19 protein-coding genes are annotated in these 26,993 nt (G+C 73.0%); 12 read left to right on the top strand and 7 right to left on the bottom strand.

Annotation, left to right across the window (positions count from 1 at the left end):
- Positions 1–320 precede the first annotated feature (320 nt).
- From WMF11_RS44830 to WMF11_RS44815, 4 genes are all read left to right on the top strand, one after another.
- The gene (locus tag WMF11_RS44830; RefSeq protein WP_437975093.1) at positions 321–938 is read left to right on the top strand and encodes a hypothetical protein; all 618 of its coding nucleotides are present in this window, start codon (positions 321–323) and stop codon (positions 936–938) included.
- A gap of 187 nt (positions 939–1,125) precedes the next feature.
- On the top strand, positions 1,126–2,427 hold the full coding sequence (locus WMF11_RS44825) for an ATP-binding protein (RefSeq protein WP_437975092.1): 1,302 nt from the start codon (positions 1,126–1,128) through the stop codon (positions 2,425–2,427).
- Entirely contained in the window at positions 2,424–2,972 is a 549-nt protein-coding gene (locus tag WMF11_RS44820) for a response regulator transcription factor (RefSeq protein ID WP_437975091.1), read from the top strand. Before WMF11_RS44825 ends, WMF11_RS44820 begins: the two co-directional genes overlap by 4 nt.
- 74 nt (positions 2,973–3,046) lie before the next feature.
- Positions 3,047–4,876, top strand: a complete 1,830-nt coding sequence (locus WMF11_RS44815; RefSeq protein WP_437975090.1) for a glycoside hydrolase family 15 protein — start codon at positions 3,047–3,049, stop codon at positions 4,874–4,876.
- 216 nt (positions 4,877–5,092) lie between these two features.
- On the opposite strand, the gene WMF11_RS44810 is transcribed toward WMF11_RS44815, so the two are convergent.
- Positions 5,093–5,827 carry a hypothetical protein gene (locus WMF11_RS44810; protein WP_437975089.1) on the bottom strand — a complete coding sequence of 245 codons (735 nt, stop codon included), beginning with the start codon at positions 5,825–5,827 and terminating at the stop codon, positions 5,093–5,095.
- Positions 5,828–6,854: 1,027 nt separating this feature from the next.
- Here WMF11_RS44810 and WMF11_RS44805 point away from each other — a divergent pair.
- On the top strand, positions 6,855–7,478 hold the full coding sequence (locus WMF11_RS44805) for a hypothetical protein (RefSeq protein ID WP_437975088.1): 624 nt from the start codon (positions 6,855–6,857) through the stop codon (positions 7,476–7,478).
- On the opposite strand, the gene WMF11_RS44800 is transcribed toward WMF11_RS44805, so the two are convergent.
- The gene (locus tag WMF11_RS44800) at positions 7,460–9,550 is read right to left on the bottom strand and encodes a carotenoid oxygenase family protein (RefSeq protein WP_437975087.1); all 2,091 of its coding nucleotides are present in this window, start codon (positions 9,548–9,550) and stop codon (positions 7,460–7,462) included. The two genes, WMF11_RS44805 and WMF11_RS44800, sit on opposite strands and share 19 nt — an antisense overlap.
- Positions 9,551–9,809: 259 nt before the next feature.
- Between WMF11_RS44800 and WMF11_RS44795 the strand changes: the two genes are divergently transcribed.
- The 3 genes from WMF11_RS44795 (at position 9,810) to WMF11_RS44785 (ending at position 11,914) form a co-directional block, all read left to right on the top strand.
- Positions 9,810–10,931 (top strand): site-2 protease family protein, encoded by a 1,122-nt coding sequence (locus WMF11_RS44795; protein WP_437975086.1) that lies wholly within the window; start codon positions 9,810–9,812, stop codon positions 10,929–10,931.
- Between the two features lie 92 nt (positions 10,932–11,023).
- Entirely contained in the window at positions 11,024–11,440 is a 417-nt protein-coding gene (locus WMF11_RS44790) for a hypothetical protein (RefSeq protein ID WP_437546690.1), read from the top strand.
- Between the two features lie 33 nt (positions 11,441–11,473).
- Positions 11,474–11,914: a hypothetical protein gene (locus WMF11_RS44785; RefSeq protein ID WP_437975085.1), complete on the top strand. Its 441-nt coding sequence runs from the start codon at positions 11,474–11,476 to the stop codon at positions 11,912–11,914.
- A gap of 33 nt (positions 11,915–11,947) precedes the next feature.
- Here the strand turns inward: WMF11_RS44785 and WMF11_RS44780 are convergent, their stop codons facing one another.
- Positions 11,948–13,381 (bottom strand): sensor histidine kinase, encoded by a 1,434-nt coding sequence (locus WMF11_RS44780; protein ID WP_437975084.1) that lies wholly within the window; start codon positions 13,379–13,381, stop codon positions 11,948–11,950.
- A gap of 137 nt (positions 13,382–13,518) precedes the next feature.
- Here WMF11_RS44780 and WMF11_RS44775 point away from each other — a divergent pair, with 137 nt between their 5' ends.
- The 4 genes from WMF11_RS44775 (at position 13,519) to WMF11_RS44760 (ending at position 18,490) form a co-directional block, all read left to right on the top strand.
- Positions 13,519–15,714: a MopE-related protein gene (locus tag WMF11_RS44775; RefSeq protein WP_437975083.1), complete on the top strand. Its 2,196-nt coding sequence runs from the start codon at positions 13,519–13,521 to the stop codon at positions 15,712–15,714.
- Between the two features lie 47 nt (positions 15,715–15,761).
- Complete coding sequence (locus WMF11_RS44770) at positions 15,762–16,694, top strand: ABC transporter permease (RefSeq protein WP_437546682.1); 933 nt, start codon at positions 15,762–15,764, stop codon at positions 16,692–16,694.
- Positions 16,691–17,344 (top strand): hypothetical protein, encoded by a 654-nt coding sequence (locus tag WMF11_RS44765; protein WP_437975082.1) that lies wholly within the window; start codon positions 16,691–16,693, stop codon positions 17,342–17,344. The genes WMF11_RS44770 and WMF11_RS44765 overlap by 4 nt, the downstream gene beginning before the upstream one ends.
- 261 nt (positions 17,345–17,605) lie before the next feature.
- Positions 17,606–18,490, top strand: a complete 885-nt coding sequence (locus tag WMF11_RS44760) for a zinc metalloprotease HtpX (protein WP_437905157.1) — start codon at positions 17,606–17,608, stop codon at positions 18,488–18,490.
- A gap of 19 nt (positions 18,491–18,509) precedes the next feature.
- Here the strand turns inward: WMF11_RS44760 and WMF11_RS44755 are convergent, their stop codons facing one another.
- The 4 genes from WMF11_RS44755 to WMF11_RS44740 all read right to left on the bottom strand — a co-directional run bounded on the left by WMF11_RS44755 (position 18,510) and on the right by WMF11_RS44740 (position 26,945).
- The gene (locus WMF11_RS44755; RefSeq protein ID WP_437975081.1) at positions 18,510–21,647 is read right to left on the bottom strand and encodes a hypothetical protein; all 3,138 of its coding nucleotides are present in this window, start codon (positions 21,645–21,647) and stop codon (positions 18,510–18,512) included.
- Between the two features lie 178 nt (positions 21,648–21,825).
- Positions 21,826–22,035 carry a hypothetical protein gene (locus WMF11_RS44750; RefSeq protein ID WP_437905155.1) on the bottom strand — a complete coding sequence of 70 codons (210 nt, stop codon included), beginning with the start codon at positions 22,033–22,035 and terminating at the stop codon, positions 21,826–21,828.
- Positions 22,036–22,194: 159 nt separating this feature from the next.
- Positions 22,195–24,294, bottom strand: coding sequence for a glycine--tRNA ligase subunit beta (gene glyS / locus WMF11_RS44745; RefSeq protein ID WP_437975080.1), 2,100 nt, complete (start codon positions 24,292–24,294; stop codon positions 22,195–22,197).
- A gap of 188 nt (positions 24,295–24,482) precedes the next feature.
- Entirely contained in the window at positions 24,483–26,945 is a 2,463-nt protein-coding gene (locus tag WMF11_RS44740) for a hypothetical protein (protein ID WP_437975079.1), read from the bottom strand.
- Positions 26,946–26,993 lie beyond the last annotated feature (48 nt).

The raw sequence follows: 26,993 nt of genomic DNA, 5'->3' as shown, positions 1-26,993 counted from the left end.
GCTCGAGGATGAGCTTTGCCCTGAAATCGCTCTCCGAACCCATGCCAAGAGATCTGGGTACTTAGAGCACCTAACATTACCCCGCTGACGCCGCTCGCTTGAGCGATGCCGCATGACCTGCGACATAGCGTGAGGCGACATCCGATATCGCTGGCGGTCGGACCAGGCGGCGGAGGCCCGATGCACGCGCCCCGGAAGGCGAACGCGGTGAGCCACGGCTCCGGCACAATGCGGCACGGTCCGCCGCGCGGCGGCTCCCTGGACCGCCAGTGAATTCGCGTCAGTCAACCCTGGTGCGCTGCTTGCAATGGCACAGCTGCATGAACAACTCTGTCCGATACCTGTCCACCAGGTCCCTCTTCACGTTGCTCCTTGGCCTCGCGACCCTCCCAGCCTGCCAGGGCGGCGATGACAGCGGCGGAGGCGGCGCCGGAGGCGGAGGCGGCGCCGGAGGCGGAGGCGGCGATGACAGCGGCGGAGCCGCGTGCACACGGAGCGCGGACTGCGCCGCGGGCGAGTACTGTCACTTCGCCGACTACCAGTGTGGCCAGGGCCAGGCCGAGGGCGCATGCTCCCCGGTCCCGATCGAGTGCGGACACGTGATGGATCTGGTCTGCTCGTGCGACGGCACCGTCCAGCGCCAGGACTGCCCGGAGCTGGGGCGCATCGACATCGCAGCGAACGGCGCGTGCACACCGCCGGAGGGCACGTTCGCGTGCGGGTTCACGTTCTGCGAGACGGGCACCTCCTACTGCATGAAGATCGACTATGCGTCGACGCATCCGGGCGTGGTGACGTTCGTGTGCAAGCAGCTCCCCGTGTCCTGCGGCGGCACCGACGACTGCTCGTGCGTCGTGGATGATCCGGACGGGTGCGGGGGACCCGCCACCTGCGAACCGGATGCGGACGGCCACGCCGTCGTGCAGTGTACGGGCTGATAGGCATGCGGTCGCCGTCGGGCCTCCCGGGGGCGGCTTGGCAAGCTGTTGGTCCGAGATGGCTCAAGATGGGTGGCACCCATCTCCGCGCTGGAGATGCCTGCCTCCACCGAAGCGCAGGGAACGGCGCTCCGACGCGGCGTGGGCCGACGAAGGCCCTCCCGGGTTTCCGCGCTATGCTCCCGCCGTGACGCACGAAGCTTCCCTGGAGCGGGCGCCGGCGGGAGGGATCGTCCTCCGGTGGCTCGTCGGGCTGCGCTGGGCGGTGTTCGCGCTGCTCGCGGCGACCCTGGCCGTCGACGAGGCGCTGTTCGGCTATCACGTCCGGTACGCCATCGCCGTGCCCATCCTGGCGCTGGCCGCCGGGCTCAACCTCGCCCTCGACCGGCGGGTGCGCTCGGAGCGGGGCGCGCAGACGGCGCTCGTCGCCGGCGTCGTGGCGCTCGATCTCGTCGCGATCGCCGGGGTCCTCGCCGCGTCGGGCGGCGCGGGCAACCCGTTCAGCGCCCTCTTCTTCGTGCACGTCGCCCTCGCCGCGGCGCTCCTGCCGCCGCGGACGACCTTCGCGCTCGCGGCGCTCGCGGCCTGCCTCTTCGCCGCGCTCTTCGCGCTCCCCGCCGGCGCGTGTTGCCCGAGCCACCCGGAGCACGGCGCGTTCTCCACCCACCTCTACGGGATGCTCCTCGCCTTCGTGCTGAGCGCGGCGCTCGTCGCCCACGTCCTCCTGAAGGTCCGCCGCGCGCTCGACGAGAGCGCGGCTGAGAACGCGGCGCTGCGCCGGCGCGCGGAGGAGGCGTCCCGCTTCCAGGCGCTCGGCGCGCTCGCGGCCGGCACCGCCCACGAGCTCGGCACCCCGCTCGGCACGATCGCGGTGCTCGCCGGGGAGAGCCTCGGCGACCCAGGATCGAGCGACGCCGCGCGGCGCCGCGCCCGGACGATCGCGGAGCAGGTCGAGCGCTGCCGCGTGGTGATCGCGCGCATGCGGGCGGACGTCCGGGCGAACGACCTGCGCGCCGGGGTCGAGGTCGGCGAGGCGGCCCGGCGCGGCGTGCAGGCCTGGCAGGCGGCGCACCCCGGCGTCGCGGTCGAGGTGCGCGGCGATCTCGCGCCGCGCCGCACGGTGCCGCTCGACGCGGCCGACGTCGAGGCGGCCCTGTTCGCGCTGCTCGACAACGCGCTCGCGGCGCTCGGGCCGAGCCCCGCGGCCGCGGAGCCGATCGTGGTCACCGTCGGGGACGAGGGCGGCGCGCCGGTGATCAGCGTCGAGGACAGCGGCGCGGGCGTCGCGCCGGGCCTGGAAGGGCGGCTCGGCGAGCCGTTCGTGACCACCAAGGCGCCCGGCGAGGGCATGGGCCTCGGGCTCTACCTTGTGCGGACGCTCATCGAGCAGGTCGGCGGCTGCCTCACCGTGTCGCCGAGGCAGGGGCCTGACGAGCGCGGCGCGCGCGGCACGCGCGTCGCCCTGCGCCTCGCGCCGGTGGACTCATGAGCTCCGAGGCCGCCGGCGAGCCGACGCTGCTCATCGTCGACGACGACGCGACCTTCCGGACCGCGCTCGGGCAGGCGCTCGGCAAGAGCGGGTTCGCTGTGTCCCTCGCCGCCAGCGCCGAGGAGGCCGCGGCGATGGCGCGAGGGCAGGTGTTCGAGTACGCGCTCGTGGACGTCCGGATGCCAGGGCAGAGCGGGATCGACCTCGTGGGGACGCTGCGGAGCATGGATGACGGCATCCGTATCGTGGTGTTCACCGGATACGGCACCATCGCGAACGCGGTGGCGGCGATCCGGGCCGGGGCGGTCGATTACCTGACCAAGCCGGTGGACGCCGCCCAGTGCGCGCGGTCGCTGCTCGGCGTCGCCCCGGCCGCGCGCGGCGAGGACGACGAGGACCTCCCGTCGCTCGATCGGGTGGAGTGGGAGTACCTCCAGCGCGTGCTCGCGGACTGCGAGGGGAACATCTCGGAGGCGGCGCGCAAGCTGAGGATGCACCGCCGCTCGCTCCAGCGGAAGCTCTCGCGCCTGCCGCCGAGATCGTGAGGGGCGTGAGGGGGTAACGGGGAGGATCCACGAGAGGCGGTTCCGCTCGGTCGAGCGGGCCCTATGGAGAGGCCATGCCCTACAAACCGATCGAGTCCTACGGCGTCATCGGCGACATGCACTCCGTCGCGCTGGTGGGGATCGATGGATCCATCGACTGGTGCTGCCTCCCCCATTTCGACTCCCCGAGCGTGTTCGCGGCCATCCTGGACGACGAGCGCGGCGGCCGCTTCGCGCTCTCCGCGGCGAACGGCGCGTCGCGCAACAAGCAGATGTACATGCCCGACACCAACGTCCTGCTCACGCGCTTCCTCGACGTGGACGGCGTCGGCGAGGTCTGCGATTTCATGCCGATCCACCGGGACACGTACGGCGCCTACCGCCGCGGGATGCACCAGATCGTCCGCGTCGCGCGGGCCGTCCGCGGCGCGGTGCTCTTCCGGCTCGCCTGCCGCCCCGCGATCGACTTTGCCCGCCGCCCCCACCGCCTGATCCTCGACGACCCGCGCGGCGCCGTCTTCGACTCCGATGGAGTCGACCTGGCGCTCATCAGCCCGGTCCCCCTGTCGAGCGACGGCGCCGGCGGCGTCACCGCCGACTTCGTGCTCCGGCCCGGCGAGTCGGCCACGTTCTCGCTGCGCCAGGTCGAGGACTGGACGGAGAGCGCCGATCTGCTCGCCAGGCCGATCGACGGCGAGGACGCCCTCCGGCGCACGGTCGCCTTCTGGCGGTCGTGGCTCGCCCGCTCGCGCTACAAGGGGCGCTGGCGCGAGATGGTCGACCGCTCGGCGCTCGTCCTCAAGCTGCTCACGTTCGAGCCGACAGGCGCGATCGTCGCCGCGGCGACGACCAGCCTGCCCGAGGAGATCGGCGGGGTCCGCAACTGGGATTATCGCTACGTCTGGGTGCGCGACGCCGCGTTCACGCTCTACGGCTTCCTCCGGCTCGGTTACACCGAGGAGGCCGCGCGCTTCATGGAATGGCTGAGCGCCCGCGTCTCCGAGGAGGACGGCCCCACCGGGCCGCTGCAGCTCATGTACGGCATCGACGGACGCCACGAGCTGCCCGAGGTCGCGCTCACCCACCTCGACGGCTACCGCGGGTCGCGGCCGGTCCGCGTCGGCAACGGGGCGACGACGCAGCTCCAGCTCGACATCTACGGCGAGCTCATCGACTCGGTATATCTCTTCGACAAATACGGATCTCCCATCTCCTATGATTTCTGGCGCGAGCTCCGGCGCATGGCAACCTGGGTATGTCAGAGCTGGGAGCACGCGGACGAGAGCATCTGGGAGGTGCGCGGCGGCAAGCAGCAGTTCGTCTACTCGAAGCTCCAGTGCTGGGTCGCGCTCGACCGGACGCTGCGGCTCAGCGACAAGCGCTCTCTGCCGCTCGACCGGCATCGGGTCGCGCGCGCGCGCGACGACATCTACGAGGCGATCATGGCGCGCGGCTGGGACGCGCAGCGGAGGACGTTCGTGCAGGCCTTCGGCTCGAGCGCGCTCGACGCGAGCAACCTGCTCATGCCGCTCATGCGCTTCATCTCCCCGACCGATCCGCGGATCCTCGGCACGCTCGACCGCACGCTCGAGGAGCTCGCGAGCGACACGCTCGTCCACCGCTACGAGCTCGGCAAGGGCGCGGGCGACGGCCTGACCGGCAAGGAGGGCACGTTCAGCATCTGCACCTTCTGGCTCGTCGAGGCCCTCGCGCGCGCTGGCCGCCTCGACGACGCGCGCTTCATCTTCGAGAAGATGCTGACGTACGCCAACCACCTCGGGCTCTACTCCGAGCAGATCGGGCCGAGCGGAGAGCTGCTTGGCAACTTTCCCCAGGCGTTCACCCACCTCGGCCTGGTCAGCGCGGCGTTCTACCTGGATCGCGCGCTCGGTCAGGGCGGCTGAAGATCGGATCTGGGTCCTCGCGCGCTCCCCGCCGGCGCGCGGTGGGGCGTGGCTCGTGCGCGAGCGGTGGAGGGGAGAGAGCAGCTGCCGGCAGCCCGGGATATCCAACCCCGGGCGGCCGGCGCTCGCGAGCCTCGTCAGAGGAGGGGGCTGGCGCGGCGCCGAGGGATCCTGCGACGTGGAGCCCCTGGCGCCGGCCAGCAGGGTGAGGTCAGCTCACCAGCCGCAGCCGCCGAAGCCGCCGAAGCCGCCGAACGTCGGGATGATGGCCGTCGTGCAGCTCGTGAACGACGAGACGAGGGCGCCGCCGCCGAAGCCGCAGCCGAGGCCGCCGAAGCCGCCCCAGCCGAAGCCGCCCCAGCCGCCGAAGCCGCCGAGGCCGCAGCCGCCGAAGAAGCGCTCGCCCTCACGCTGCCCGGTCTCCTGCCCGACCAAGCCCGTCTGCCCCACGCCGGCCTGGCCGATCTGCGCCGGGCCCGCCTGGCCGATCTGCGCCGGTCCCGCCTGGCCGATCTGCGCCGGGCCCGCCTGGCCGATCTGAGCCTGCGAGAGGTCGGACGCCTGGCCGAGCTGCGCCGGGCCTTGCTGCGCGTATCCGCCCTTGGTCGGGTAGCCGCCCTTGGTCGGGAGGCCCTTGGTCGGAAACTCACCCTTGCTGGGAAGGAGCCCGCCCTTGCTGGGCAGCTCGCCCTTGCTGGGGAGCATCGGAACGCCCTTCGAGGGCAGACCCTTGCTGGGGGGCAGACCGAGCTTGCTGGGCCCCATCTGGCCGACCTGAGCCTGAGCCTGCGACTGGGACGCGTATCCGCCGCGCTCGTCCGCCTCGAGCGCGCTGTTCGCGGAGTCGACGCTCTCATCATCCATATCGAAGTCGTCGTCCGCGCCGACCGCGCACCCGGCACCGAGCGCCAGCATCATCGCGAAACCCATCGTCTTGTGCATCGAGATCATTGGTCCTCCCCGGTGTTCCTGATGAGCCTTGCGGCCCCCGAACACCTTGGTGCACCCAAGAGCAGGCTGTGTGCCTCGCTCTTCTGTGCAGAGGCTGCCGCTTCGCACAGCATGGATTCGCGGGATGGAGCCCGCGAATCAGGCGCTCCTCGCATCTGCGCTCCCCTGGGATTTCTCCGCGATTCAATCGCGGTGGATCCGGGCGAGCGCGGCGCTCGCTGGAGCGGCGTCGCGATGACGATGGATAGGATAGAAGGAGCCCCGCCGCGCGCCGCGGGGCCGCGCGGGAAGAAGGAAGACGCGAGCGCGGCGCCCCGCGGCGCGGATCGCGCGCTCTCGCGCGGCGGCCGCGGCGAGCGGAGGTGTCCTCAAAACAGGGTGAACCTCCCTCCGGATCCAGAAAAGAGCGGGCTCACGACGCGTCGACATCACGGGACGTGATCGGACGTGATCGAACCCAACCGGACGTGATCGGACGTGATCGGACACAGGCGGATGCGATCGGACACAAACGGACGTGAGCGGGCGAATTCGATGGCGCCGTCCGGGCGAGAGATGCGCCCTGCGCCCTGCCTGCTCAGCGCCTCGCGTTCCGACACGTTTGTGCATCCCTCTGCCCGTGAGAGCGGAATTGTCGCTTCCGGTCGGAATCGTCCGCTGGAGCGCGACGCGACGCGGCGAGCGGGCGACGGGACCGCCCGCGTCGCAATAGGGCCCTCCCGCTGCGGCGCTTTCCTGCTCCGGCGGCGGACGGAGTCGAATCGACTGTTATTCCCACTTGCGCAGGACGTTCTGTAAATGGTCCAGTGGAGGATGTCGGTGACGGGGAGGGAGCATCTGATTGTGTAGTTTGCCCCACGGCTCTCGACGACTCGGTGGTGGGTTGTCTCATGTCGTCCAGGACGCTGGCTCTCCAGCGTGCTCGGCGTTGGCCGAACGGCGGTGGTGGAGCGCCGGATCGAGCTGCCCTGGCCAAGGTTTGCAGGATCGGCGCGCGTCGGTCGCGGCGCCGTAACAGAGCAGAAACATGGTCCAGCGTCGCATCGCGGCCGTCGCCGCCTATCTGCCGGAGCGCGTCGTCACGAACCAGGAGCTCATCACCAGCTACGGTCTCCCTCACGCTGCGGACTGGCTGCACGAGGCGACGGGGGTCGTGGAGCGGCGCTTCGCCGGCGCGACGGAGACCACGCTTTCCATGGCCGCCTCGGTGCTGCGGGAGCTCATCGAGGTGGGGCGGCTCCGCGATCCCTTCGTCGATGTCCTCATCATGACGGGCGACGACGGCGGGGGAGGGGACGCCGGCGCGGCGGCCTTGGCCGCGTGCATGGCCGGCCTCGTGCCCGCGCTGACGATCGATCTCACGCCCGCTCAGGGCGGTTTTTCCGCGGCCGTCGAGCTGGCGAATCGGCACCTCGACAGGGGGTGTCGGCGCGTGCTCATCGTGGCGAGCGACGTGCGGTCGCGGCGCCTGCGCGAGGGGCAGCCGTGGGATAACCACCAGATCACGGAGATCCTGGGAGACGGCGCCACGGGCGTGTTGCTCGAGCGGGTCGACGGCCCCGGGGCCGAGGTCCCCCCGCGCTGCGCCGAGCCGCCCTCGTCTCGCGGCTCCCAGCCTTTCCTCTCCGCGGCTCACGCGAACCGCGGATAGACCTCCTCCTCGAAGAGCGCCTTCACCTGCTCTCCGGGGGCCTCTGCCACGAACTCCTCGTAATCCTCCCGCACCGGCACCCTGTATCCACCCCTCCACGGAGCGACCGAGTTGAGCCACGCCGTGTGGAGGGTCAGCCCCGGCCGGAACGACGGGTGTCCCAGCTTGCAGAGCGGCCCTCGCGCCAGGTTCGTCGCGTCGAAGATCCAGACCTCCGCGCGGCACGGCGTCGCGACGATCGCCACGACGTAGCCGTCCGTGTCGGCCCCGCTGCCGCCGCGCCGCGGGACGAACTGGAGCGAGCTGAGCCATGACCCCACGGCGCGCCGCGGGAACTCGTAGCGATCCTCGATCCGCATCGCGCGGTGGTTGAACCGGAACAGGCTGTCGGGGTGGCCGCCCTCCGCGCGCATCCGGCGGAGCGCCGGGAGGGGGAGCGACCTGTGCGGGTGCGCCGCATAGAGCCGGTCGATGAACTCGGTCGACAGCTCATCCCATATCCCGCCGCCGCGCCAGTAGACGTTCTCGAGGCGATCGGGCGGCATCCACGACGCGCCCGTCTCCCGGTACGCATAGAGGCCGACGCCGAGCGCCCGCGCGGGATCGGCGAACACCGCCTGGTCCACGACGCGCTCGGCCGCCGCGTCGAAGGTATACCGGCCGATCCGGTTCACGTCCGCCTGCCCGAGCGGGAACAGGCCGCGCAGGCGCGGCGGCGCCGGCGTCTTGTCCGCGGCGTGCCGATCGCAGGGCCGGAGCCACTCCCCATGATCCGTCGCGCAGTTGTGCGCCGCGTGCACGGTGATGCGGTCCCCCGCGTCCTCGTAGTCGACGAGGAAGTGGAGAGTCTCCAGCGGGACGACGACCCGCTTCACCACGACCGGCCCGCCGCCCGGCCGCAGCGCGTCCCGCCGGACCAGGTAGAACGTCGTGCTCGGCTCGTGGGGCATCGTGAGCAGCGACCGGACGAGGCGCTCGATCCCGGGGCTCTCCTTGGAGCCCCGGAACGCCACGCTCTCCAGGCCGATCCTGAACGCCGTGTCCGCGAGCACGACCCAGCGCCGCGTCAGGCCGATCTGGTGCACGCTCTGCTCGATGCGCACCGGCGCGCCGCTCGGCAGGACCAGCGGGTGCCGCTCGGGCTCGTTGTGGCCGTCCCATCGCAGGAGAAACGCGAAGTCGCCCGCCGGCTCGTCGAGCGCCACGCCGCCGAAGCGCGCCGCCTGCCGCGCGAGGAGGTCGCCCGGCCCGGGCGGCGCGCTCGGGCGGAGGCGCGCGGGCAGGAGCTCGAGCGCCCGCTTGGCGAACGCCTCGATCCGGTCCGCCCTCGGGCGGACGAGCTGCTGCTCGATCATCGACGCGGCCGCCGCGGCGAGCCGATCCCACGAGCGCGGGAGCGCGCCGAGCTCGTCGAGCCGCGGCAGCGACGCGACGAACAGGTGGAGGAGCGAGCGGCCGTAGTTGACGGTGAGGAGCTCGCCCCGCTCCGCGTCGAAGCAGGGGTGCGCGCTCGAGAGCGTCATCGGAAAGGGGTGATCGACGGGCGCGGCCGGGTACCACGTGCTGTTGCGCCCGACCGGCGTGACGAGCTCCAGCGTGGCCGGGTCGATCTCGTAGGGCCTGCCCGTGTCGCTCGTGACGAGCAGGCGCGCGGGCGCGCGCGGCGCGTGCATGGGCACGAACGCGGTGTTGAGGTGGTTCCGCAGGCCGAGGTGCGGCGAGAAGCGGAGCAGCCCTGCGTCACGGAAGCCCAGCGCCTCGAAGCGCGTGCCGGGGCGCGAGGCGGCGTCCGCGTGATAACAGGGCGTGCGCGCGATCTTCGAGGTCAGCCGGACCGCCGCGCCGCGGCCGAAGTCGAGCCGGTAGATCATCCCATTGCCATTGAGGATCGGCGCGCCGTCCGCTCTGGGTAGGTCGCCGTCTACCGAGCCGACGGGCCCGATCGCGAACACGTGGCCCGTGAGGTCCCTCGGCACGCCGCCCGAGTGGGATGACTCAAGGACCGCGAGCTCGACCTTCGTCAGCTCTTCCGTGCTCGCTGCCATCAATGCATCGGGGACGCGCTGGCGCATGACGACCTCGGTCACACCACGCTACGCCAATCCGCGCGTCGCGTGGGCGCCGCGCAGCGCCGAGCGCCTCCGAACACGCTCCCCTCCCCGTGATTCCCGCCTGGGACGGACGCGCGCTGGCGCCCTCGCAGCGCCGCGCGCCCCTCTGCATTGCGTGGCGGCGCCGCGCGGCTGCCCTGGTCTTCCGCGCGCTGGCGCTGTCTCGGCGGCTTGCGAAGGTGCTTGTCGGCCCCATCTGTACCTGTGGATCAGGAGGCACATGTTCGACCAGGGGCTGACAGTCCTGCGGATCCGTGGAATCCCGATACGGCTGCACATCACCTTGCTGATTTTCCTGCCGTACGTGGCCTACGTGGCGTCGTCGCAGTTCTCGGTGATCGCGTCGTGGCTCGGGATTCCGCGCGAGGAGATGCGCCTGCCGCCGCTCGCCTGGGGGGCGATCCTGGCTGTCGGGCTGTTCGTGGCGGTGCTCGTGCACGAGCTGGCCCACTCGTTCGTCGCGCTCAAGAACGGGATCCGGGTGCGCGCGATCACGCTGATGATGCTGGGCGGCGTCTCGCAGATGGAGCGCGACGATCCCGAGCACGAGGCGTGGATGGCGTTCGCCGGCCCGCTCATGAGCTTCGGTATCGCGCTCGGCAGCTACGTCGCGTATCGGCTGCTCCCGGCGCCGCCGGAGATCGGCGCCGCGCTCGTGGCCTTCGCGATCACGAACGCGCTCCTCGGCGCGTTCAACCTGCTGCCGGCCTTCCCGATGGACGGCGGCCGGGTGCTGCGCGGGCTGCTCCTGCGCCGCCTCGGGCGGACCCGCGCGACGCGCATCGCCACGGCGACAGGCAAGGTGATGGCGGTGGCCTTCGGGCTCTTCGGCTTGCTCTCGTGGAACCTCATCCTGGTGCTCATCGCGATGTTCGTCTACATGGGGGCGTCGGCCGAGCAGGCGCGCTCCAGCACGAACGAGCTGCTCCGCGGCATCCCGGTCGCGCGGTTCATGACCGATCGGCTCGGCGAGGCGTATGCGGACGAGAGCCCTCGGGCGGTGGCCGAGCGGCTCCTGCGCCACAACCTGGTCGGCGCGCGGGTCATCGACGATCCCCGGGACGGCGAGGGGCGCCGCGAGATCGGCGTCGTCACGGTCTGGGATCTCGCGCGCCAGCTGCAGGGCGGCGCCGCGCCGGCGACGGTCGGCGCGGTGATGCCCGTGGATGTGCCGAGAGCGCACGCGGACGACGACGCGTCCCGCTCGTTCGACGCGCTGGCGAGCGGCGAGGCGAGCGTGATCGCGGTGCTCGACGAGGGCGAGCGCGTGATCGGCCTGGTGACGTCGGCGGAGATCCAGCGCGCGCTCGCGCTCGCCGGGGCGCTCCGCGCTGAGCGCTGAGCGCTGAGCGCCGCGCCGGCGGAGATCCGGAGATCTCGAGTCGCGCCGCGCTGGCACTCGCGTTGCTGAGTTGCGCTCGGAGGAGCAATGACGTGAAGCAGAGCAACAACGTGACTCCGCCCGTGCGAGGGCGGTCCAGATCTCTCGGTGTGACGAGGGCCTCGCTCGCCGCGGCTGCGCTCGTGGTCGGCGCCTCGCTGCTCATGGGGTGTATGGGCACGGTCGGGACCGAGGGGGGGTTCGTCGTGTCCGGCGTTCCGGCGGTGCGCGCCGAGGTCGTCCCGGTGGAGATCGCCGCGTATCCGCGCGTCTATTTCCGCGGGACGTATGCGTACCTGGTCGACGGCCGCTGGTATTACCCGACGAACCGGGGCTGGGTCATCTTCGAGGAGGAGCCCATGGAGCTCGAGCGCTACAGGCAGACGTTCCGGACGTCGCCGAGGTACGTGCCGGAGCGCGAGCTGAGCTATCCGCGCGAGCGGGGGCGCCGTTACTACACACCTCGTTGACAGCGGGGCAGCAGCGAAAGGACGGGTACGAGGATGAATCAGGAGAAGAGCGTCTTTCCCCTCTGCGGCCTCGCGTTATCGAGCTTCCTGGCCCTGGGGTGCATCGTCGACGTGGAGCCCAGCCCCCAGCGCCGGCCGCGGCCCGTGCAGGCCGTCGGGAGCCTGACGCTGGAGTGGACCGTGGCGAGCCGGATCGATTCGCGGGCGTGCTCCCAGCACAGCCGCGGAGGAGCGGATTTCGAGCTGATCGTCTACCGGGGCAGCCGCGAGGTGGCGAGAGACTACGCGCGCTGCGACGACTTCAGCATCACCGTGGATCTCCCGCCCGATGAGTACACGGCCACGGCGACGCTCGTGGAGCGCGGCAACGACCGCCCCGTCACCACGACGCTGACGGTGGACGACATCAACATCGTGCGCGGCGCCACGCTCAACCTCGACGTCGATTTCCCGCCGAGCTCGTTCCTGCGGTAGCAGGTCGCGCGATCGGATGTGGACGGCGAGGCGCTATCCCGATCGCGGGATCGTGAGCCGCACCCGCGTCTCGCCGCGCGGCCCGTCCTCGATGGCAATACCGTAGTTCGTATGGGCGGCGATCGCGTGCGCCGCGATGAGCGGCAGCGCCGGCGGGCGGCCCTGCGCGACCGCCTCGAAGTCGCGGCTCAGCACGACGCTCCGCGCGGCGGCCGGGAGCGGCGGCCCGGCGTCGTCGAAGGTGATCTCGACCCCGCTCGGGCCCTCGGCGAGGGAGACGAGCACCTCGCTGCCCGGCGGCGACGCGCTGATGGCGTGATCGAGCAGCGCGTGCAGCAGCACCGTCAGCGCGCCCTGCGGCACCACCTCCTGCGCGGTCTCCGGCGCCTCGACCACCACGCGCACGTCGTGGCGGGCCGCGCGCGCGAGATCGTCCTTCACGACGTCGCGCAGCACGTCGGCGACGTCGCAGTGGCGCGGGAACTCGTGGAGTGGACACGCACCCAACCTGGCGAGATCACTGACAATTTCTGACGCCGCCGTCACGTGGCGCCCCACCGACGAGGCCGTCTCGCCCGCGTCGCCGCCGTGGGTCCGGAGCGGCGCGATGTCGCGGCCGATCGCCGACAGGATGCCGCGCAGCTGCGTGCCGAGCACGCGCACCGCGGCGACGAGCACCGCGAGGCTGTCGCCGCTCGGCGGGAGGTGCGACACCGGCTCGCTGCCGCCGAGCCGCGAGATGACGCCGGACAGCGACCCGCGCTCGCGCTCGCGCTCGCCCTCGACCCGCGAGAAGACCGCGGCGAGCTCGCGCGCGTACGCCTCGCCCTGGGCCTGCGCGGCGGCGAGCTCCTTCTTGAGGCTCTCGACCTCGAGGCGCTGGAGATCGACCTCGGCGGGCAGCGTCAGCGTCTGCATCAGGCCGTCGAGCTCGAGCCGGCCGCCGTAGCGCAGCGCCATGCGCGACAGCCACACCCGCTCGGTCTCGAAGTTCACGGGCGTCTCCGGGCCGAGGTTGACCCGGACGCTGACCTCGTCGCCGACGCGGTGGATGCTCACGTCGGGCGCCCCGGTCAGGCTCGAGGGGTCGCCGCCCTGCGCGATGAGCACCTGGAGCATCCGCCGGAGCTCGGTCTCGTCGCCGAACACGGTGGTCCCTTCGCCCATCTCGATCTGCACCCGCGCCTCGGGCGCGACCTCCCAGAGGAGCGCGGTCAGGTCGACGCGGCCGCGCCGCCCGCGCGGCAGGGGGCGGCCGTGGAGCGACGCGAGCATGCTCACCGCCTCGTCGAGCCGGTTGAGCGTGCTCTCGACGCCGCCCGAGCTGTCGTCGGGCGACGGCGTCGGCGGCGGCGCGCTCTCGGTCGCGATCATCCCCACGCCCTGGCGGAGCTTCTGGGCGGCGCTCCGCGCCTCCTGCGCCAGCAGCCACGTCAGCTCGGGTCGGGTCAATCTGTCGCTGGTCACCCTGTTTTTCCCTCTATCCGCGACGCTCGGCGGAATCGCGCGCCATGATGCCAGACGTGGCGGTGCCCTGCTACGCTCATTGCCGCTCACCTCGTTCGATGCGGACTCACACTTCCTCCTTCTTGACGCCTTCCTCCTTGACGCGTCTCGCTCTCCTCTGCGGAGCGGTCGCCGCGGCGGCGCTCTCCGGCGCCGCCTGCGCCTCGAGCGCCCCGAGCCCCTTCCCGTCGGCCGGCGGAGCGGGCGGCGAGGGCGGCGGCGAGGGCGGCGCCGGCGGCGAGCAGGCTCCAGCGGACCCGACGCTGGGCGGCCCGTGCGTCGACGACGATCAGTGCGAGGACGGATTTCCCTGCACCTTCGATGCGTGCGACACCGCCCTCGGGCGGTGCCGTTTCACGCCGGACGACAGCGCCTGCCAGAACGACGTCTACTGCGACGGCGTCGAGCGCTGCAACCCGCGGCTCGGCTGCGTGCCCGGCGCGCCGGTCGCGTGCGACGATCAGAGCACCTGCACGATCGACGCGTGCGACGAGGCGACCAAGACGTGCTCGAGCGCGCCGCGCGACGCCGATCTCGACGGCGATCCCGACGAGCACTGCGGCGGGGGCGACTGCGACGACGCCGATCCCACGGTGTCGTCGGCGCAGCCCGAGGTCTGCGGCAACGATCGGGACGACAACTGCGACGGGCGCGCCGACGAGGGCGGCTGTGTGTCTCCGGAGCACGACACGTGCCTGGATGCGCTGGAGATCTCCGCGCCGGGCTCGTATGCGATGACGACGGCGGGCGCGGGCTTCCACTACGCGAGCTCGTGCGGCCTGCCCCGCCCTGCGAGCACGCGTGACGTCGTGGCCGCGGTGATCTTGCCGCCGGGGCCGCCTGTCGACGTCGAGGTGACCGCGCGGACGGAGGCCCCCGATGCGGAGACGGAGGCCACCGACGTCGCCGTGACGCTCGCCGGCCAGTGCGGCGACGCCGCGACCGAGCTCGCGTGCGGGGGGCCCCACGAGACGGCGGACGGCGGCAAGCTCGCGAAGCTCCGGGCCCGCGGCCTCGGCGATCCGGAGCGGGCGACGGCGCTGCCGCTCTACGTGACGACGAAGGTGGGCGCGCCGGTCATCGTCGACGTGGCGTTCCTGCCGCCGGCGCCGGCGCCGGAGAACGAGACGTGCGGCACGGCGGTGCCCCTCGCGCCGGGCGCGCCGGCGCTGGCGACGATCCTCGACGCCGCCCTGGATCTCGGGACCGCGTGCGAGACCGGGCTCGGGGAGCTCGTCTACACGTTCGAGCTCGCCGAGCCCCAGGACGTCGACCTCTACGCGATCTCGACCGACGGCGACGGCGATCCCTCGCTCTCGCTGCGGAGCGCCGCGTGCGCGCTGCCGGAGGACGAGCTCGCGTGCCAGACGGCGGCGGCGCCGCACCTCTTCCGGCGCGCGCTGCCCGCGGGGGTGTACGCCGTGGCGGTCTCCGCGACGGCGCCGACCTCGGTGCTCGTGACGCTGGAGCTCTCGCCGCCGACCGAGCCGCCGCCGGACGAGGCGTGCGAAGGGGCGGCCGAGCTCGCGCCGAACCGGACGGTCTCCGTGTCGCTGCTCGGCCACCAGGACGACGTGGATCTCGGCTGCGGCCCGGCGGCCGTCGACGCCGTGTACGCGCTCGAGCTGCCGGTCGCGTCCGACGTGCTGCTCGTCGAGAAGCTGTCGGCCGGCGACACCGGCGCGATCGCCCTGTCCACGCCGGCGTGCGGCGGCGAGGGCGATCGGCTCGCGTGCAGCGAGGGGGAGGTCACGCCGCTCCGGAGCGCGCGGCGCAACGTCGCGCCGGGGTCGTACCGGGTCGTGGCCGAGGCGCAGCTCGGCCAGCCCGTGAGCGTGACGGCGTTCGTCCGGCCGGCGGTGCCGCCCACGCTGGTGCCCTTCTCCGACGCGTGCGAGGGGGCGCTGGCGATCCCGGAGAGCGGCGGCTTCTTCCAGGGCAACACGGCCAACGCCGCCGCGGACTTCGACGCCGGCTGCGACCGCGCCGGCACGGAGGAGGGCGGCGCCCGGGACCAGCTCCTCCGGCTCACGCTGACCGCGCGCAGGCGGGTCGTGCTCGACATGGCCGGCTCGAGCTACGACACGCTGCTCTCGGTCCGCCGCGGCCCGGGCTGTCCCGGCGTCGAAATGCCGCTTTCCTGCACGATCGGTACGGATCCCCAGCGGAGCTTCCTCGATCTCGTGCTCGATCCTGGCGTGTATTACCTCCAGATCGACGGCCACGCGCTCGCGCACGGCCTCTGGTTCCTGGACGTGCGGGTCGTCGACCCCGGGGACGGCGCCGGCCCCTGACCCGCGGCCCTTTCAAGCTCCCCCCGTCCCTTGCTAACGTCGCCCCGATGTTCGGCCGCATCTCTGCGATCGCCCTCAACACCTACCGGGAGTCGCTTCGGGCGCGCATCCTCATCGGCCTCGCCGGCGTCGCCTTCGCGGTCGCGTTCTACTCGATCATCGTCGGCGCCTACACGCTCCGCAACGGGGCGCGGGTCGTCAGCGACCTCGGCGTCGCGTCGATCTCGCTCTTCAGCATCGCGGTCGCGGTCATCATCGGCGCGACGTCGCTGTACCGCGAGCTCGAGCAGAAGACGATCTTCCCGATCCTGGCCCGCCCGGTGCGCCGCGGCGAGTACCTCGTCGGCAAGTACCTCGGCACGTTGCTCACGCTCGGGGTGTTCATCCTGGCCGACGCCGGGCTCGTGCTGCAGATCAGCGCGGTGCTGGCCGGCCGCTCGCTGGCCCTCGTGGCGGGCGCCGGGGCCGCCTCGCTCGCGGCGCTCGGGCTCGTGGCGTGGCGCTCGCCGATGGCGCGCACGTACGGGTTCGTCCCCTGGGCGGCGGTCTTCCTCCTGCTCGGCGTGCTCTTCGCGGACGGCGCGCCGACGGAGCGGCGCGTCGTGCTCGCGGGCAGCGCGCTCGCGTTCCTCGAGGTCGGCATCGTCGCCGCGGTGGCGACGCTGTTCTCGTCGTTCTCGACGCCGTTCCTGTCCTCGCTGCTCACGCTCGGCGTCTTCCTCATCGGGCGCAACGCCGACTCGCTCGCCCGGCTGCCGGTGAAGTACTTCGGCCCCCAGATCAGCGCAGCGGCGCGCGCCTTCTCCAAGGTGGTCCCGAACCTCCAGATCTACGTGCCGCCGCGCCCGTTGCTCGCGGGCGAGGTCGCTGACGCGAACCTGCTCGTGTACCTGGGCTGGGCGGCGATCACGTGCGCCGGGTGGGCGCTCGTTCTCCTGTCGGTGGCGGCGTTCGTCTTCAAGAGACGCGACTTTCTGTGAGGCTCTCGGTCGTGCTCGGCGTGCTGCGCGGCCTCGCGGTCGCCGGCTTCCTCGTCGGCGCGGCGTCGCTGCGGGTGGTGGCCGCGGGCGAGCGGGAGATCGCGGAGAGCACGGACGCCCTGCGCGCCGGCGACGCGCACGCGGCGGCGCTCCACGCGCGGCGGGCGGCGGGCTGGTACGCCCCCGGGGCGCCGCACGTCCGCGTGGCGTACGAGCGGCTGATCGCGCTCGCGACGGCCGCGGAGGGCCTCGGTCGGGCCGACACGGCGCTCTTCGCGTGGCGCGCGGTGCGCACGGCCGCCCTGGAGACGCGGTGGCTCACGACGCCGCACGCGGAGGACCTGGAGCTGGCCAACGCGGCCATCGCCCGCCTCTCGGCGGCCGCGCCGCGCCCGCCGGGCACGCGGACCGAGCCTGCCGCGATGGTCGAGCGGCAGCACCTCGCGGCGCTCGCGCGCGACGACGCGCCGCGGGTCGGCTGGGTGGTCGCCCTCGTCGGGGCGTTCGCGGCGTGGGTGGCGGGCGCCGTCTGGGTGGTGCGGCGCGGGGTCACGGTGACGGGGCAGTGGGTATGGCCGAAGGCGGCGCCGGGGCTCGCGGTGTGCGCGGCGGGCGTCGCGGTGTGGCTCCTGGCGATCTGGCAGGCGTGAGGCGCGCTGGCGGGCGCATTCCGCGCTGAGCTCGCGTATCGCGGTGCCAGAGGTGGAATGGACCGCGAGGCGAAATAGGGCAGCGGGGCGAAATGGGGCGGGCCAGCAGGGGAGGCGGTCGGGAGAGCCACAGGCGGGAATCCGCAGGACACGACGTCTGCTGATCGGGGGGCGCGCGGTATTGCAATGCGACGCGCGCGACACATCGATCTCGGGGGAGCGGCTCTTGCAGCGCTCCGTTCCGAGGAGGGAACGAAGTTCATGAAGAATCAGATCAAGACGATCCTGTTGCTCGGCGTCATGTCGGCAATCCTGGTGTCCATCGGCGGGGCGCTGGGGCCCGGGTACCTCGTCTTGTTCGGCGTGCTCGCGCTCGCGATGAACCTGGGTGCGTATTTCATGTCCGACCGCATCGTGCTCGCGGTGCACCGGGCCGCCGAGGTCTCGCCCTTCGAGGCCCCGGGGCTGCACCGGATGGTGGAGGAGCTCTCGAGTCGGGCGGGGATCCCGAAGCCCCGCGTCTATGTCATCCCGGACGCGCAGCCGAACGCCTTCGCCACGGGGCGCAACCCGGAGCACGGCGTCGTGGCGGTGACCGAGGGCATCATGCAGCTCCTGAGCGAGCGTGAGCTGCGCGGCGTGCTGGCGCACGAGATCGCGCACATCAAGAACCGCGATATCCTGGTATCGACGATCGCGGCGGCGTTCGCCTCGGGCATCACGTGGGTGGCCCATGCCGTGAGCTTCGCCGGGATATTCGGCGGATCGTCGGACGACGAGGACGGCGCGAGCCCGCTCGGCGGGCTGGCCCTCGCGATCGTGGCGCCGATCGCGGCGACCCTCGTGCAGCTCGGCATCTCGCGGTCGCGCGAGTACATGGCGGACGAGCTCGGCGCCAAGCTGTCCGGGGACCCGGAGGCGCTCGCCAGCGCCCTGTCCAAGCTGGAGCACGGCGTGGCGCTCGTGCCCCCCGAGGCGGCGCGCCCCGCGACGGCCAGCCTCTTCATCGTCAACCCGCTCGCCGGGGCTGGCTCGGTGCTGAAGTGGTTCTCGACGCACCCGACGACGGAGGAGCGCGTGAGCCGGCTGCTCTCGATGGCGTCGAGCGGCCGGACGGCGCGGGGCTGGACGAGCGTGATGGCCTGACGGCGGGTAGCGGCCGCCTTCACTCCACGGATTGCGGCTCCTCGTCGTCGTCGCTGTCCTCGCCGTCCTCGCCGTCGTCGCCGTCCTCGTCGTCCTCGTCCTGCTCGGGGGGCTTCGGCGCGAGCGCCACGCGCGGGTAGCGCTCGCCAGAGGTGTCACGGCGCCCGGCCTCCCAGGCGTCTTCGAGGTTGACGAGCTCATACCAGCCAAGGCGATTCACGGCCTCGAAGAAGAACTTGCCGTCAGCGCTCGGCTCGAAGCTGAGCGGCTCCGGCTCGAGCTCGGCGAGCGTGCGGACGCCATCATCGTAGACGCCCCAGACCCGGATAGGCTTGCCTTCGGAGACCTCCAGCACGGCCACGCGGCCCCCCGCGGCGCTCTCCACGACGCGCAGATCCAGGTCGCCGCGCGCCTCCAGCCTGGACGCGCCGCCGCTGACCGAGAAGATCCAGGTCTCCGACGAGGTGCCGACGATCACCCGCCCGGAGGCGAGCGCCTCGAGCGTGTAGATCTCGTCCTCGCTCTCCTCCTTGCTGAAGTCGTGCACGAGGATCGGCTTGCCGTGCGGGAGGTCCACCCACCAGAGCTTGGCGTCGCCGTCGGTCGCCACGAGCGCGGCGCTCCGATCCGCGTTCACGAGGCCCGTCGACGAGGGGGAGCTCGCCTTCACCGCGGTCTCGATGAGCTCCCCGTCCTTCAGCACGGCGAAGACGAAGGAGCGCCGGGCTTCCTTCTTCCACCCGATGTACACGTCGGCGGGGCGGTAGCGCTCGAGCTCCCGCGCGCCCGCTCCGAAACGCGCGCGCACGTCCCTCGGGACGTCCTCCTCGTCCTCTGGCAGCGGGCGCTGCTTGCCCAGGTAGCGCACGCCGACGCGGCCCGGGGCGGGCTCGATGGCGTACTCCTCGGGCGCCTTCCTCGGGCCTGACTCCGGCGCCTCGTCGTCGTCATCGTCCTCCTCGGACGGCGTGTACACGGCGACCTCGGGGAACGCGTCGGGGTCCGTGGCCAGCCGCTCGACCAGCGCGTCGAGGCCGAGCAGCTCGTAGGTGTCGCCGCTGTGATCCATGAAGGCCCGGCCCTCGGCGATCCGGACGTCGCCCACGGAGGCCTTCACGCGGCCCACGCGGCGCAGCTTGCTCCCGTCGAAGCCGACGAGGGTCAGCCCGTCCTCGGAGTCCTCGCCCTCGTAGCTCTTGACGAGGAGCAGCCGGCCGCCGAGGGCGGGGGTCAGGCCGTAACCGCTCACGCCCCAGCGCTGCTCGAGCACGGCGCCCTCTCCCTCGCGGCGGTAGACGTCGAGGGACTCGTCCGCGGCGAGGATGACGCGGCCCTCCGGGCCGTAGGCGATCTCGGAGATCGACGCCTCGTGCTCGAAGAGGCGACGCAGCTTGCCGTCCGCGAAGGAGAGCTCGGCGACGAGCTTGTAGTCGAAGCCGTACAGCACCGCGCCGCCGTCCTCCCGCGCCGCGATGTAGCCGTGGGGGCTGGGCAGCGCCTCGCCATCGGCGCGCTTGAGCTCTCCGCCCTCGATCCAGGCGGCCGCCGCCGGCTTGCGCCGGAGCTTCGCGATGCCGTAGACGCGTTCGCCGGGCGCGACCGAGACACAGGAGCTCGACCCGAACAGATCGCGCTCCGCGCGCTCGATCTCGGGCTCGGGCGGCACCTCGCGCGACCTCCGCCGCTCCAGGCGGAGCGCGCCCTCCAGGACCTCTGGCCGGGAGTCCTCGTCCTCGTCGCCCTCGCTGGACGCGCTCTCGTCCTCGTCGTCGCCCTCGCCGGACGCGCTCTCGTCCTCGTCTCCGGGCTCGCGCTTCTTCAGCTCGGGGAAGGCGTCCGGCTGCGCGGCGAAGCGCGCGGCGAGCTCCTCCAGGCCGAGCAGCGCGTAGTACTCGCTGCCGTCCTCCACGATGACGCGGGCGCCGTCGATCACGATGTCGCCGATCGAGATGCGCACGCGGGCCAGCCGGCGCATCGTGGAGCCGTCGTAGCCGAGGAGGGTGACGCCGTCCGCGCTCTCGTCCTCGTCGTCGAAGCACTTCACGAGGAGCAGGCGTCCGCCGAGCACCGACTGCATCCCGTAGCCGTCGAGGTCCCAGCGCCCCTCGAGCGCGACGTCCGAACCCTCCCGCCGGTAGGCGTCGATCGAGCCCGCGAGCACGAGCACCCGGCCCTCCGGGCCGTAGGCGACGTCGGAGAAGGGCTCGTCGTGCTTGAAGAGGCGCCGCACGGAGCCCTCCGCGAACACGACCTCCCATACGGCCTCCGAATCCTCCCCGATCAGCGCCGCGCCGCCGTCGTCGCGCGCGGCGACGTGAGCGCCGGTCGTGGTGGCGAGCGGATCGCCCTGAGCGGTGCGGAGCTCGCCGTGCTCGATCCACGCGGCGACAGGCGGCTTTCGCTTCGGCTTGGCGACGCCGAAGACGAGGCCGTTCGGCGCAATCTGCACCTCGCCGCTCCGCCCGAAGAGCTTCCGTTGCTCGTCGGGGGGCTCGGGCGCCTTGTACCCCGGCACGCGCTCCAGCCGGAGCCCGCCGGAGATGACCCTGGGTATGTCGTCGTCGTCGCTGGCCTCCGCCTCGTCCGTCTCGTCCGCGTCGTGGTCGTCGCCCGCCGTGCTCGCCGAGGAGCGCTTCTCCTCGAGGGGCGCGGCGCGCGCCGCCTCGCGCGCGGCTTCGACCGCCGGATCGACCGCGCACGCGGCGTCGAAGCGCTTGCCACCGCCGAAGCGGGGCAGCTCGACGGGCCACCTCGGGCCCGTCGGGGGCTCGGGTCGTTGCTCGGCGGACCAGGCGTCCCAGTCGCTGTCGCTCTCGATCGCCTCGGCTAGGGAGGCCACCTCGATCGGGTGCGCGCCGTGCGCCGCGGTGAGGGCCTGCTGGACCGCGCGCGCCATGTCGGCGACGCACGCCTTGCTCCACCCCGCCGGCCGCACCCGCACGAGCGCCCAGCGATCGGCCCACTGGAAGGGCTCGCCGTGCTCCACCGCGCGCGCGTCGAGCGCCCGCTCCCACGCCTCGCCGACGGCGCGCCGCGCGGCCGCGTCCGGGGGCGCCACGAAGCAGAGCTCATAGGAGAACAGGTCCCCTTCGAGGTCGAACCAGTCGCTCGGCGCTGCCCCGAAGAACGCAAACGGATAGGGCGGAGATCCCGGCATGGGGGCGAACGGTACCGCAGCTCCTGGCGAGCGTGCAGATCCAGACGCCCGACGGCCCAGCGAGGCCCGAGAGGCGCTGCTCATCGTTCACAGTGGTCTTACAGTGGGCTTATCGGTTCCGCGAAGCGAAGCGCATGGACGTGGCTTCATGGCGCTTTCGGAGTCGCCGTTTCGTGATCTATCGAGGTGGCCCGGCTGGAATCGCCATCGCGGTAGCGTCTACTGCCGTCCGTGGCTCGGGATGCCCAGGAAGCTCGGTTGTGCGCACGTGTTCTGCGCGCGCGACCACCTTGTCCCCTTCGGCGATCACGTCCTCGATCGACCATTGTTCGCTCACGAGATCGAGAATCCGTCGCGCGATCGATTTGTTATCTTCGATTGAAGACATCGCTACACCCCCTCCTCTTGTCATGCGGAGAGCGCATCGTCGCTCGGCTCGCCCGCAAAGCCAGCTCCAGGAGAGCCGCCGGCCGAGGCGCCCGCGGGAACGCCACTCTGAGCTGAAAAGGTGGCGCCTCGCGCGCCGCCGAGCCGCCGCGCCGGCCCGCTACGACGCCGCGCGCGGCGCCTCGCCGAGGAGCTCCAGCCTGGCCAGGCTCCCGCAGGTCTCCGCCAGGGCGCGCATCAGCCGCAGCCGGTTGTCCCGCACGGCCGCGTCGTCGGTCATCACGAACACGTCGATGAAGTACTGGTGCAAGAGCGGGGCGAAGTCCGCCACCGCCCTGAACGCGGTGTCGTACGAGCCGCTCCGGACGTCCGACGCGATCTGGTCGCGCAGCTTGAGGTACCCCGCGAAGAGCGCCGTCTCGCTCGGGTGCACGTCCTGCCCGAACGGCGCCACCGGCTCGCCGGCAGGCGCCTTGTCGGCGATGTTCGTGGCCCGCTTGAAGACCTCGCCCACCCGCGCGCGCACCTCCGGGCTCAGCGCGTCGATCGCGCGCACGCGGGCCCTGAGATCGAGCGGGCGATCCGCGGCGACGCGCAGGCACGCGAGGACCGCGTCCTGCGGGAGCCGGTCGGAGAGCAGGCCCCGCAGCCGCTCGGAGAAGAACTCGCCGAGGCGGGTCGCGAGCTCCTCGCGCGCGACGTTGAGCTCCACCCCGGCGTAGCCGTCGTAGGCGGCGCCGAACGCGGCGCCGAGGCGCAGATCGAGATCGCGATCCAGGAGCGTGCGCAGCACGCCGAGGCACGCGCGGCGCAGCCCGTACGGGTCGGCGGTGCTCGTGGGGACGAGCCCGATCGCGAAGCAGCCGACCAGCGTGTCGAGCCGATCGGCCATCGCGACCAGCGCGCCGGCGTTCGTCGGCGCCGTGGCGTCCGCGGCGCCCTTGGGCAGGTAGTGATCGCGGATGACGTCGGCCACCTCCGGGCTGACCCCCTGGGCGAGCGCGTACGCCCGCCCCATCTCCCCCTGGAGCTCGGGGAACTCGCCCACCATCAGCGCGACGAGATCGCACTTCGCGAGGTGCGCCCCCGAGGCCGCCGCCACCAGCGTCTGCTCGGGCAGCATCAGGAGCAGGCCGAGCTCGCGGGCGAGCCGCTCGACGCGCTCGGCCTTCGCCAGGACGCTGCCGAGCCGCTTCTGGAACACGATGCCGCCGAGCTTCTCGCGGCGGTTCGCGAGCGGGATCTTGACGTCCTCCCGGTAGAAGAACTGCGCGTCCGACAGGCGCGAGCGCATCGTGTTGTCGTTGCCGCGCTTGATCTTCTCGGGCGCCTCCGCGGTGTTCACGACCGCCAGGTACCTCGGGAGCAGCGCCCCCGTCCTCGCGTCGCGGACGCCGAAGTAGCGCTGGTGGCCGCGCGCGACCTCGAGGATCACCCGCTCCGGCAGCTCGAGGAACCGGTCCTCGAAGCTGCCGACGATGACGTGCGGCTCCTCCACGAGGGAGAGGTTCTCGCCGATCAGGAAGTCGTCCTCGATCAGCACGCCGCCCGCGTCCCGCGCCGCGGCGAGCAGGCGCTCGCGCATGAGCTGCGCGCGCGCCTCGGGGTCGACGAGCACGTGCGCCGCGCGCATCGCCTCGACGTAGTCCTTCGCGGCGCCGATCGCGATCTCGCCCGACCCGAGGAAGCGGTGGCCGCGGCTCGTGCGCCCGCTGCGGATGCCGGCGATCTCGACGGGGATGACCTCGCCGCCGGAGAGCGCGACCAGCCACTGGATGGGGCGGCCGAACGCGAAATCTCCCTGCCCCCAGCGCATCGACTTGCGGAAGGGGATGGCCGCGACGAGCGACGCCAGGACCTCCGGGAGGAGCTCGGCCGCGGGCTTGCCGGCCTCGCGGCGGGTGCCCGCGAGGTACTCGCCCTTCGGCCCCTCGACGCGGCGCAGGTCCGCGACGGTACAGCCGAGCTTCTGCGCGAACGCCTCGGCCGCCTTCGTGGGCGCGCCGTCCTTGAAGGCCGCCTTGACCGGCGGGCCGGTGACCTCCTCCTCGAGGTCCGGCTGGCGCGCCGCGACCCCGGAGACGAGCAGCGCGAGCCGACGCGGGGTGCCGAGCGCGCGCACCGCGCCGTGGCGGAGCCTGAGCTCCGCGAGGCGCTTCGTTGCGAGATCCGGGAGCGCGCGGAGCGCGGCCTCGACAAACGACGAGGGGAGCTCCTCGACGCCGATTTCGAGCAGGAGATCGCTCGCTTCGTTGGACATGGGACCGCGGACGCTACCCCAGAACCGCTCGTTCGGCGAGGTGGTCGAGCGATCGATCCGCGCTGTTCACGCCGGTTCACGCCGGTTCACCCCCGTTCACGCCGGCCGCGCCGTCCGCGTCGCTCGCCACGCCGTGGCACGGCGCGCACCACGGGCACGCGCCACGGGCGACGTGACGTTCGCGCGGCTCAGCGGGCCTGTGCCGTGTTTCGGAGCGCGCGCGAGAGCACCTTCTTGAAGGCGCTGGCCTCGCCTCCGTTCGGCTTGTTCTTGCGCCCGTAACGGGTCGCCGCGCCGACCCGGGCGACGCACTGGGCTGCGCGCATGTACCGCCGCGCCGCCTTCGCGACAGCCCGATCGCCCGGAGCAGACGCCGACGCGACGGCCGCGCCGAGCTCGTTCAGGGCCTCGTCGAGCGGCGTGCAGCCCTCGGGCGTGGGGGGCAGCTGGAGGGGGGGCGGGGCGTGGCAGCAGCGGGCGCGCAGGGTCGCGAGGGTCGCCATGTCGTGCCAGCCGAGCACAGCCCATTCCTTCGTGGCGTCCGAGACGCCCTTGGGCCCAGCTGCCTGCGCGAGCTGGCTCTTGAGCGCCGAGACGCCCTTCATCGGGTCGGTCTCGGCGCAGGCGAACGACAGCTGGCCCGCGATGGCGGCGTCGACGCTCTTGCCGGGAAAGAGAGGCATCGCGCATGCGGCGAAGTCCGCCGTGGCCGCAGGGTCCGGCGCTGCGCTTGCGGTGCCTGCGTCCGCCGGCGCCGCCGTGCCTGCCTGTTCCGCGCCGGCGTCACCGAGCGCCGGCGCGCTCGGCTCTACGGGCGCGGCGCATGCGGCGGGCGCAGCGTCCGCGGACGGCGGCGCCGGGAGGGACGGCGGCGCGGCGTCGCGGTGGCGAAGCCAGAACCAGGCTGCCCCCGCGGCGCCCGCGATGGCCACGACCCCCAGCGCCAGCGTGACCCACCGGCGCGCCGCGGACGGCGTCTCGCGGCTCGCTCCGGGCGCCGGCGCCGGCGCGCGAAGCGGCGTCGCCGTGCGCGGCGGCGTGCCGAGCCCGGACGCGCCGCCGCGCACGGCGACGCCGCCGGGCGCCATCGGGAAGGGGTGCGACGGCCGATGCGGGTCGTCTTCGCCCAGCCAGGGGAGATCGACGGCCGGGACGTGGGGAGTCGGCGCGCCGAGCCCGGGCGCGCCGAAGCGCGCGGCGACGCTGCCGGGCGCCATCGGGAAGGGGTGCGACGGCTCGTGTGTGTCGTCTTCGCCCAGCCAGGGGAGATCGACGGCCGGGACGTGGGGAGTCGGTGCGCCGAGCCCGGGCGCGCCGAGGCGCGCGGCGACGCTGCCGGGCGCCATCGGGAAGGGGTGCGACGGCTCGTGTGTGTCGTCTTCGCCCAGCCAGGGGAGATCGTCGATCGTTCGCGGGCTCGCTGGGGCATCCGCGTCGAAGAGGGGCACCGCGGTGGGCGAGAAGGGCGGCTGCGCCGTTGCTGCGGGCGCGACGGGCGGCTGCACTATCGCTTCGGGCGAGAAGGGCGGCTGCGCCGTTGCTGCGGGCGCGACGGGCGGCTGAGCTATCGCTGCGGGCACGACGGGCGGCTGCGCCGTCGCTGCGGGCACGACGGGCGGCAGCGCCGTCGCTGCGGGCACGACGGGCGGTCGCGGCGGTGGCTGCACGTGCGCGGTCGGGGCAGCCACTGCGCCCGCGCGCGAGCGCTCCTCCGTCGCTGCGCCGGCGAGCCGCGGCGATGCGGCAGGCAATGCGGTCTGCGCCTTCGAGGCACGGTCCGGCGCCTCCGGAGGCGGGGTGGTCGGCACGCCGATCGTCGACCGGAGCCCCAGGCTGGCGAGCCCGTGGAGGGGCAACGGCGTCCGGCGGGCCGAGGCGCCCGCGAGGGGCGGCGGCTGCGAGCTCGAGTGGCCATGCGGCGGCGCGCTCTTGCGGGGCGGCTGCGAGCCGGTGCCCTCGCGCGGCGGCGCGCTCTTGCGGGGCGGCTGCGAGCCGGTGCTCTCGCGCGGCGGCGCGCTCTTGCGGGGCGGCTGCGAGCTCGACGTCCCCCGCACCCCGCTGCTCGACGGGCGCGGCGCTGGAATCGTCCTCGCCGGCGCCGCGAGCGCGTGCTCATCGAGCGGCGGCAGCTCCTCCAGGCCTTCGCCCGGCCGCGCGGCCTCCAGCGCGCGACGGAGCGCCGCGACCTCGGTGATCCGCTGCTCGGCGCCGCGCGCGAGCGCCTGGTCCAGCACGCGCCACAGCGCGTCGCCCGCCGCGCCGGGCGGCGTTACCCGCGGCGCGGGGCCGGCGCCTTGCTTGCGGCGGAGCTCCTGGTCGCTCTCGGCAGGGAACGGGAGCGCTCCCGAGAGCGCCGTGTACAGGGTGACCGCGAGCGCCCACGTGTCGTCCCGGCGCGACGGCCCCTCGCCCGCGGCCCGCTCCGGCGAGCGGTAACCCACGAAGGCGGGCGTGGCGAGCGGGTCCGAGAGCCACCCCGTCGACGTGCACGGCTCGCCCTCCATGACCACGCACGCGGCCGACAGGCGGCCGTGCACCGTCCCGCGCGCGTGCAGGCTCTCGACGCGCTTCGCCAGGCGGACGACCCAGCCGACCGCGTCCCTGTCCGGCAACGGACCGGCGCGTGCGATCCTCGCAGCGAGCGTCTCCATACGAGCGCCGCAGCGTAGTGCGGCGAACCGCCGCTGACCACATTGTGG

This window comes from Sorangium sp. So ce295 (assembly GCF_051527405.1).
In the GTDB taxonomy this organism is placed as follows: domain Bacteria; phylum Myxococcota_A; class Polyangia; order Polyangiales; family Polyangiaceae; genus Sorangium; species Sorangium cellulosum_B.
This window is presented reverse-complemented; position numbering and strand designations above follow the sequence as displayed.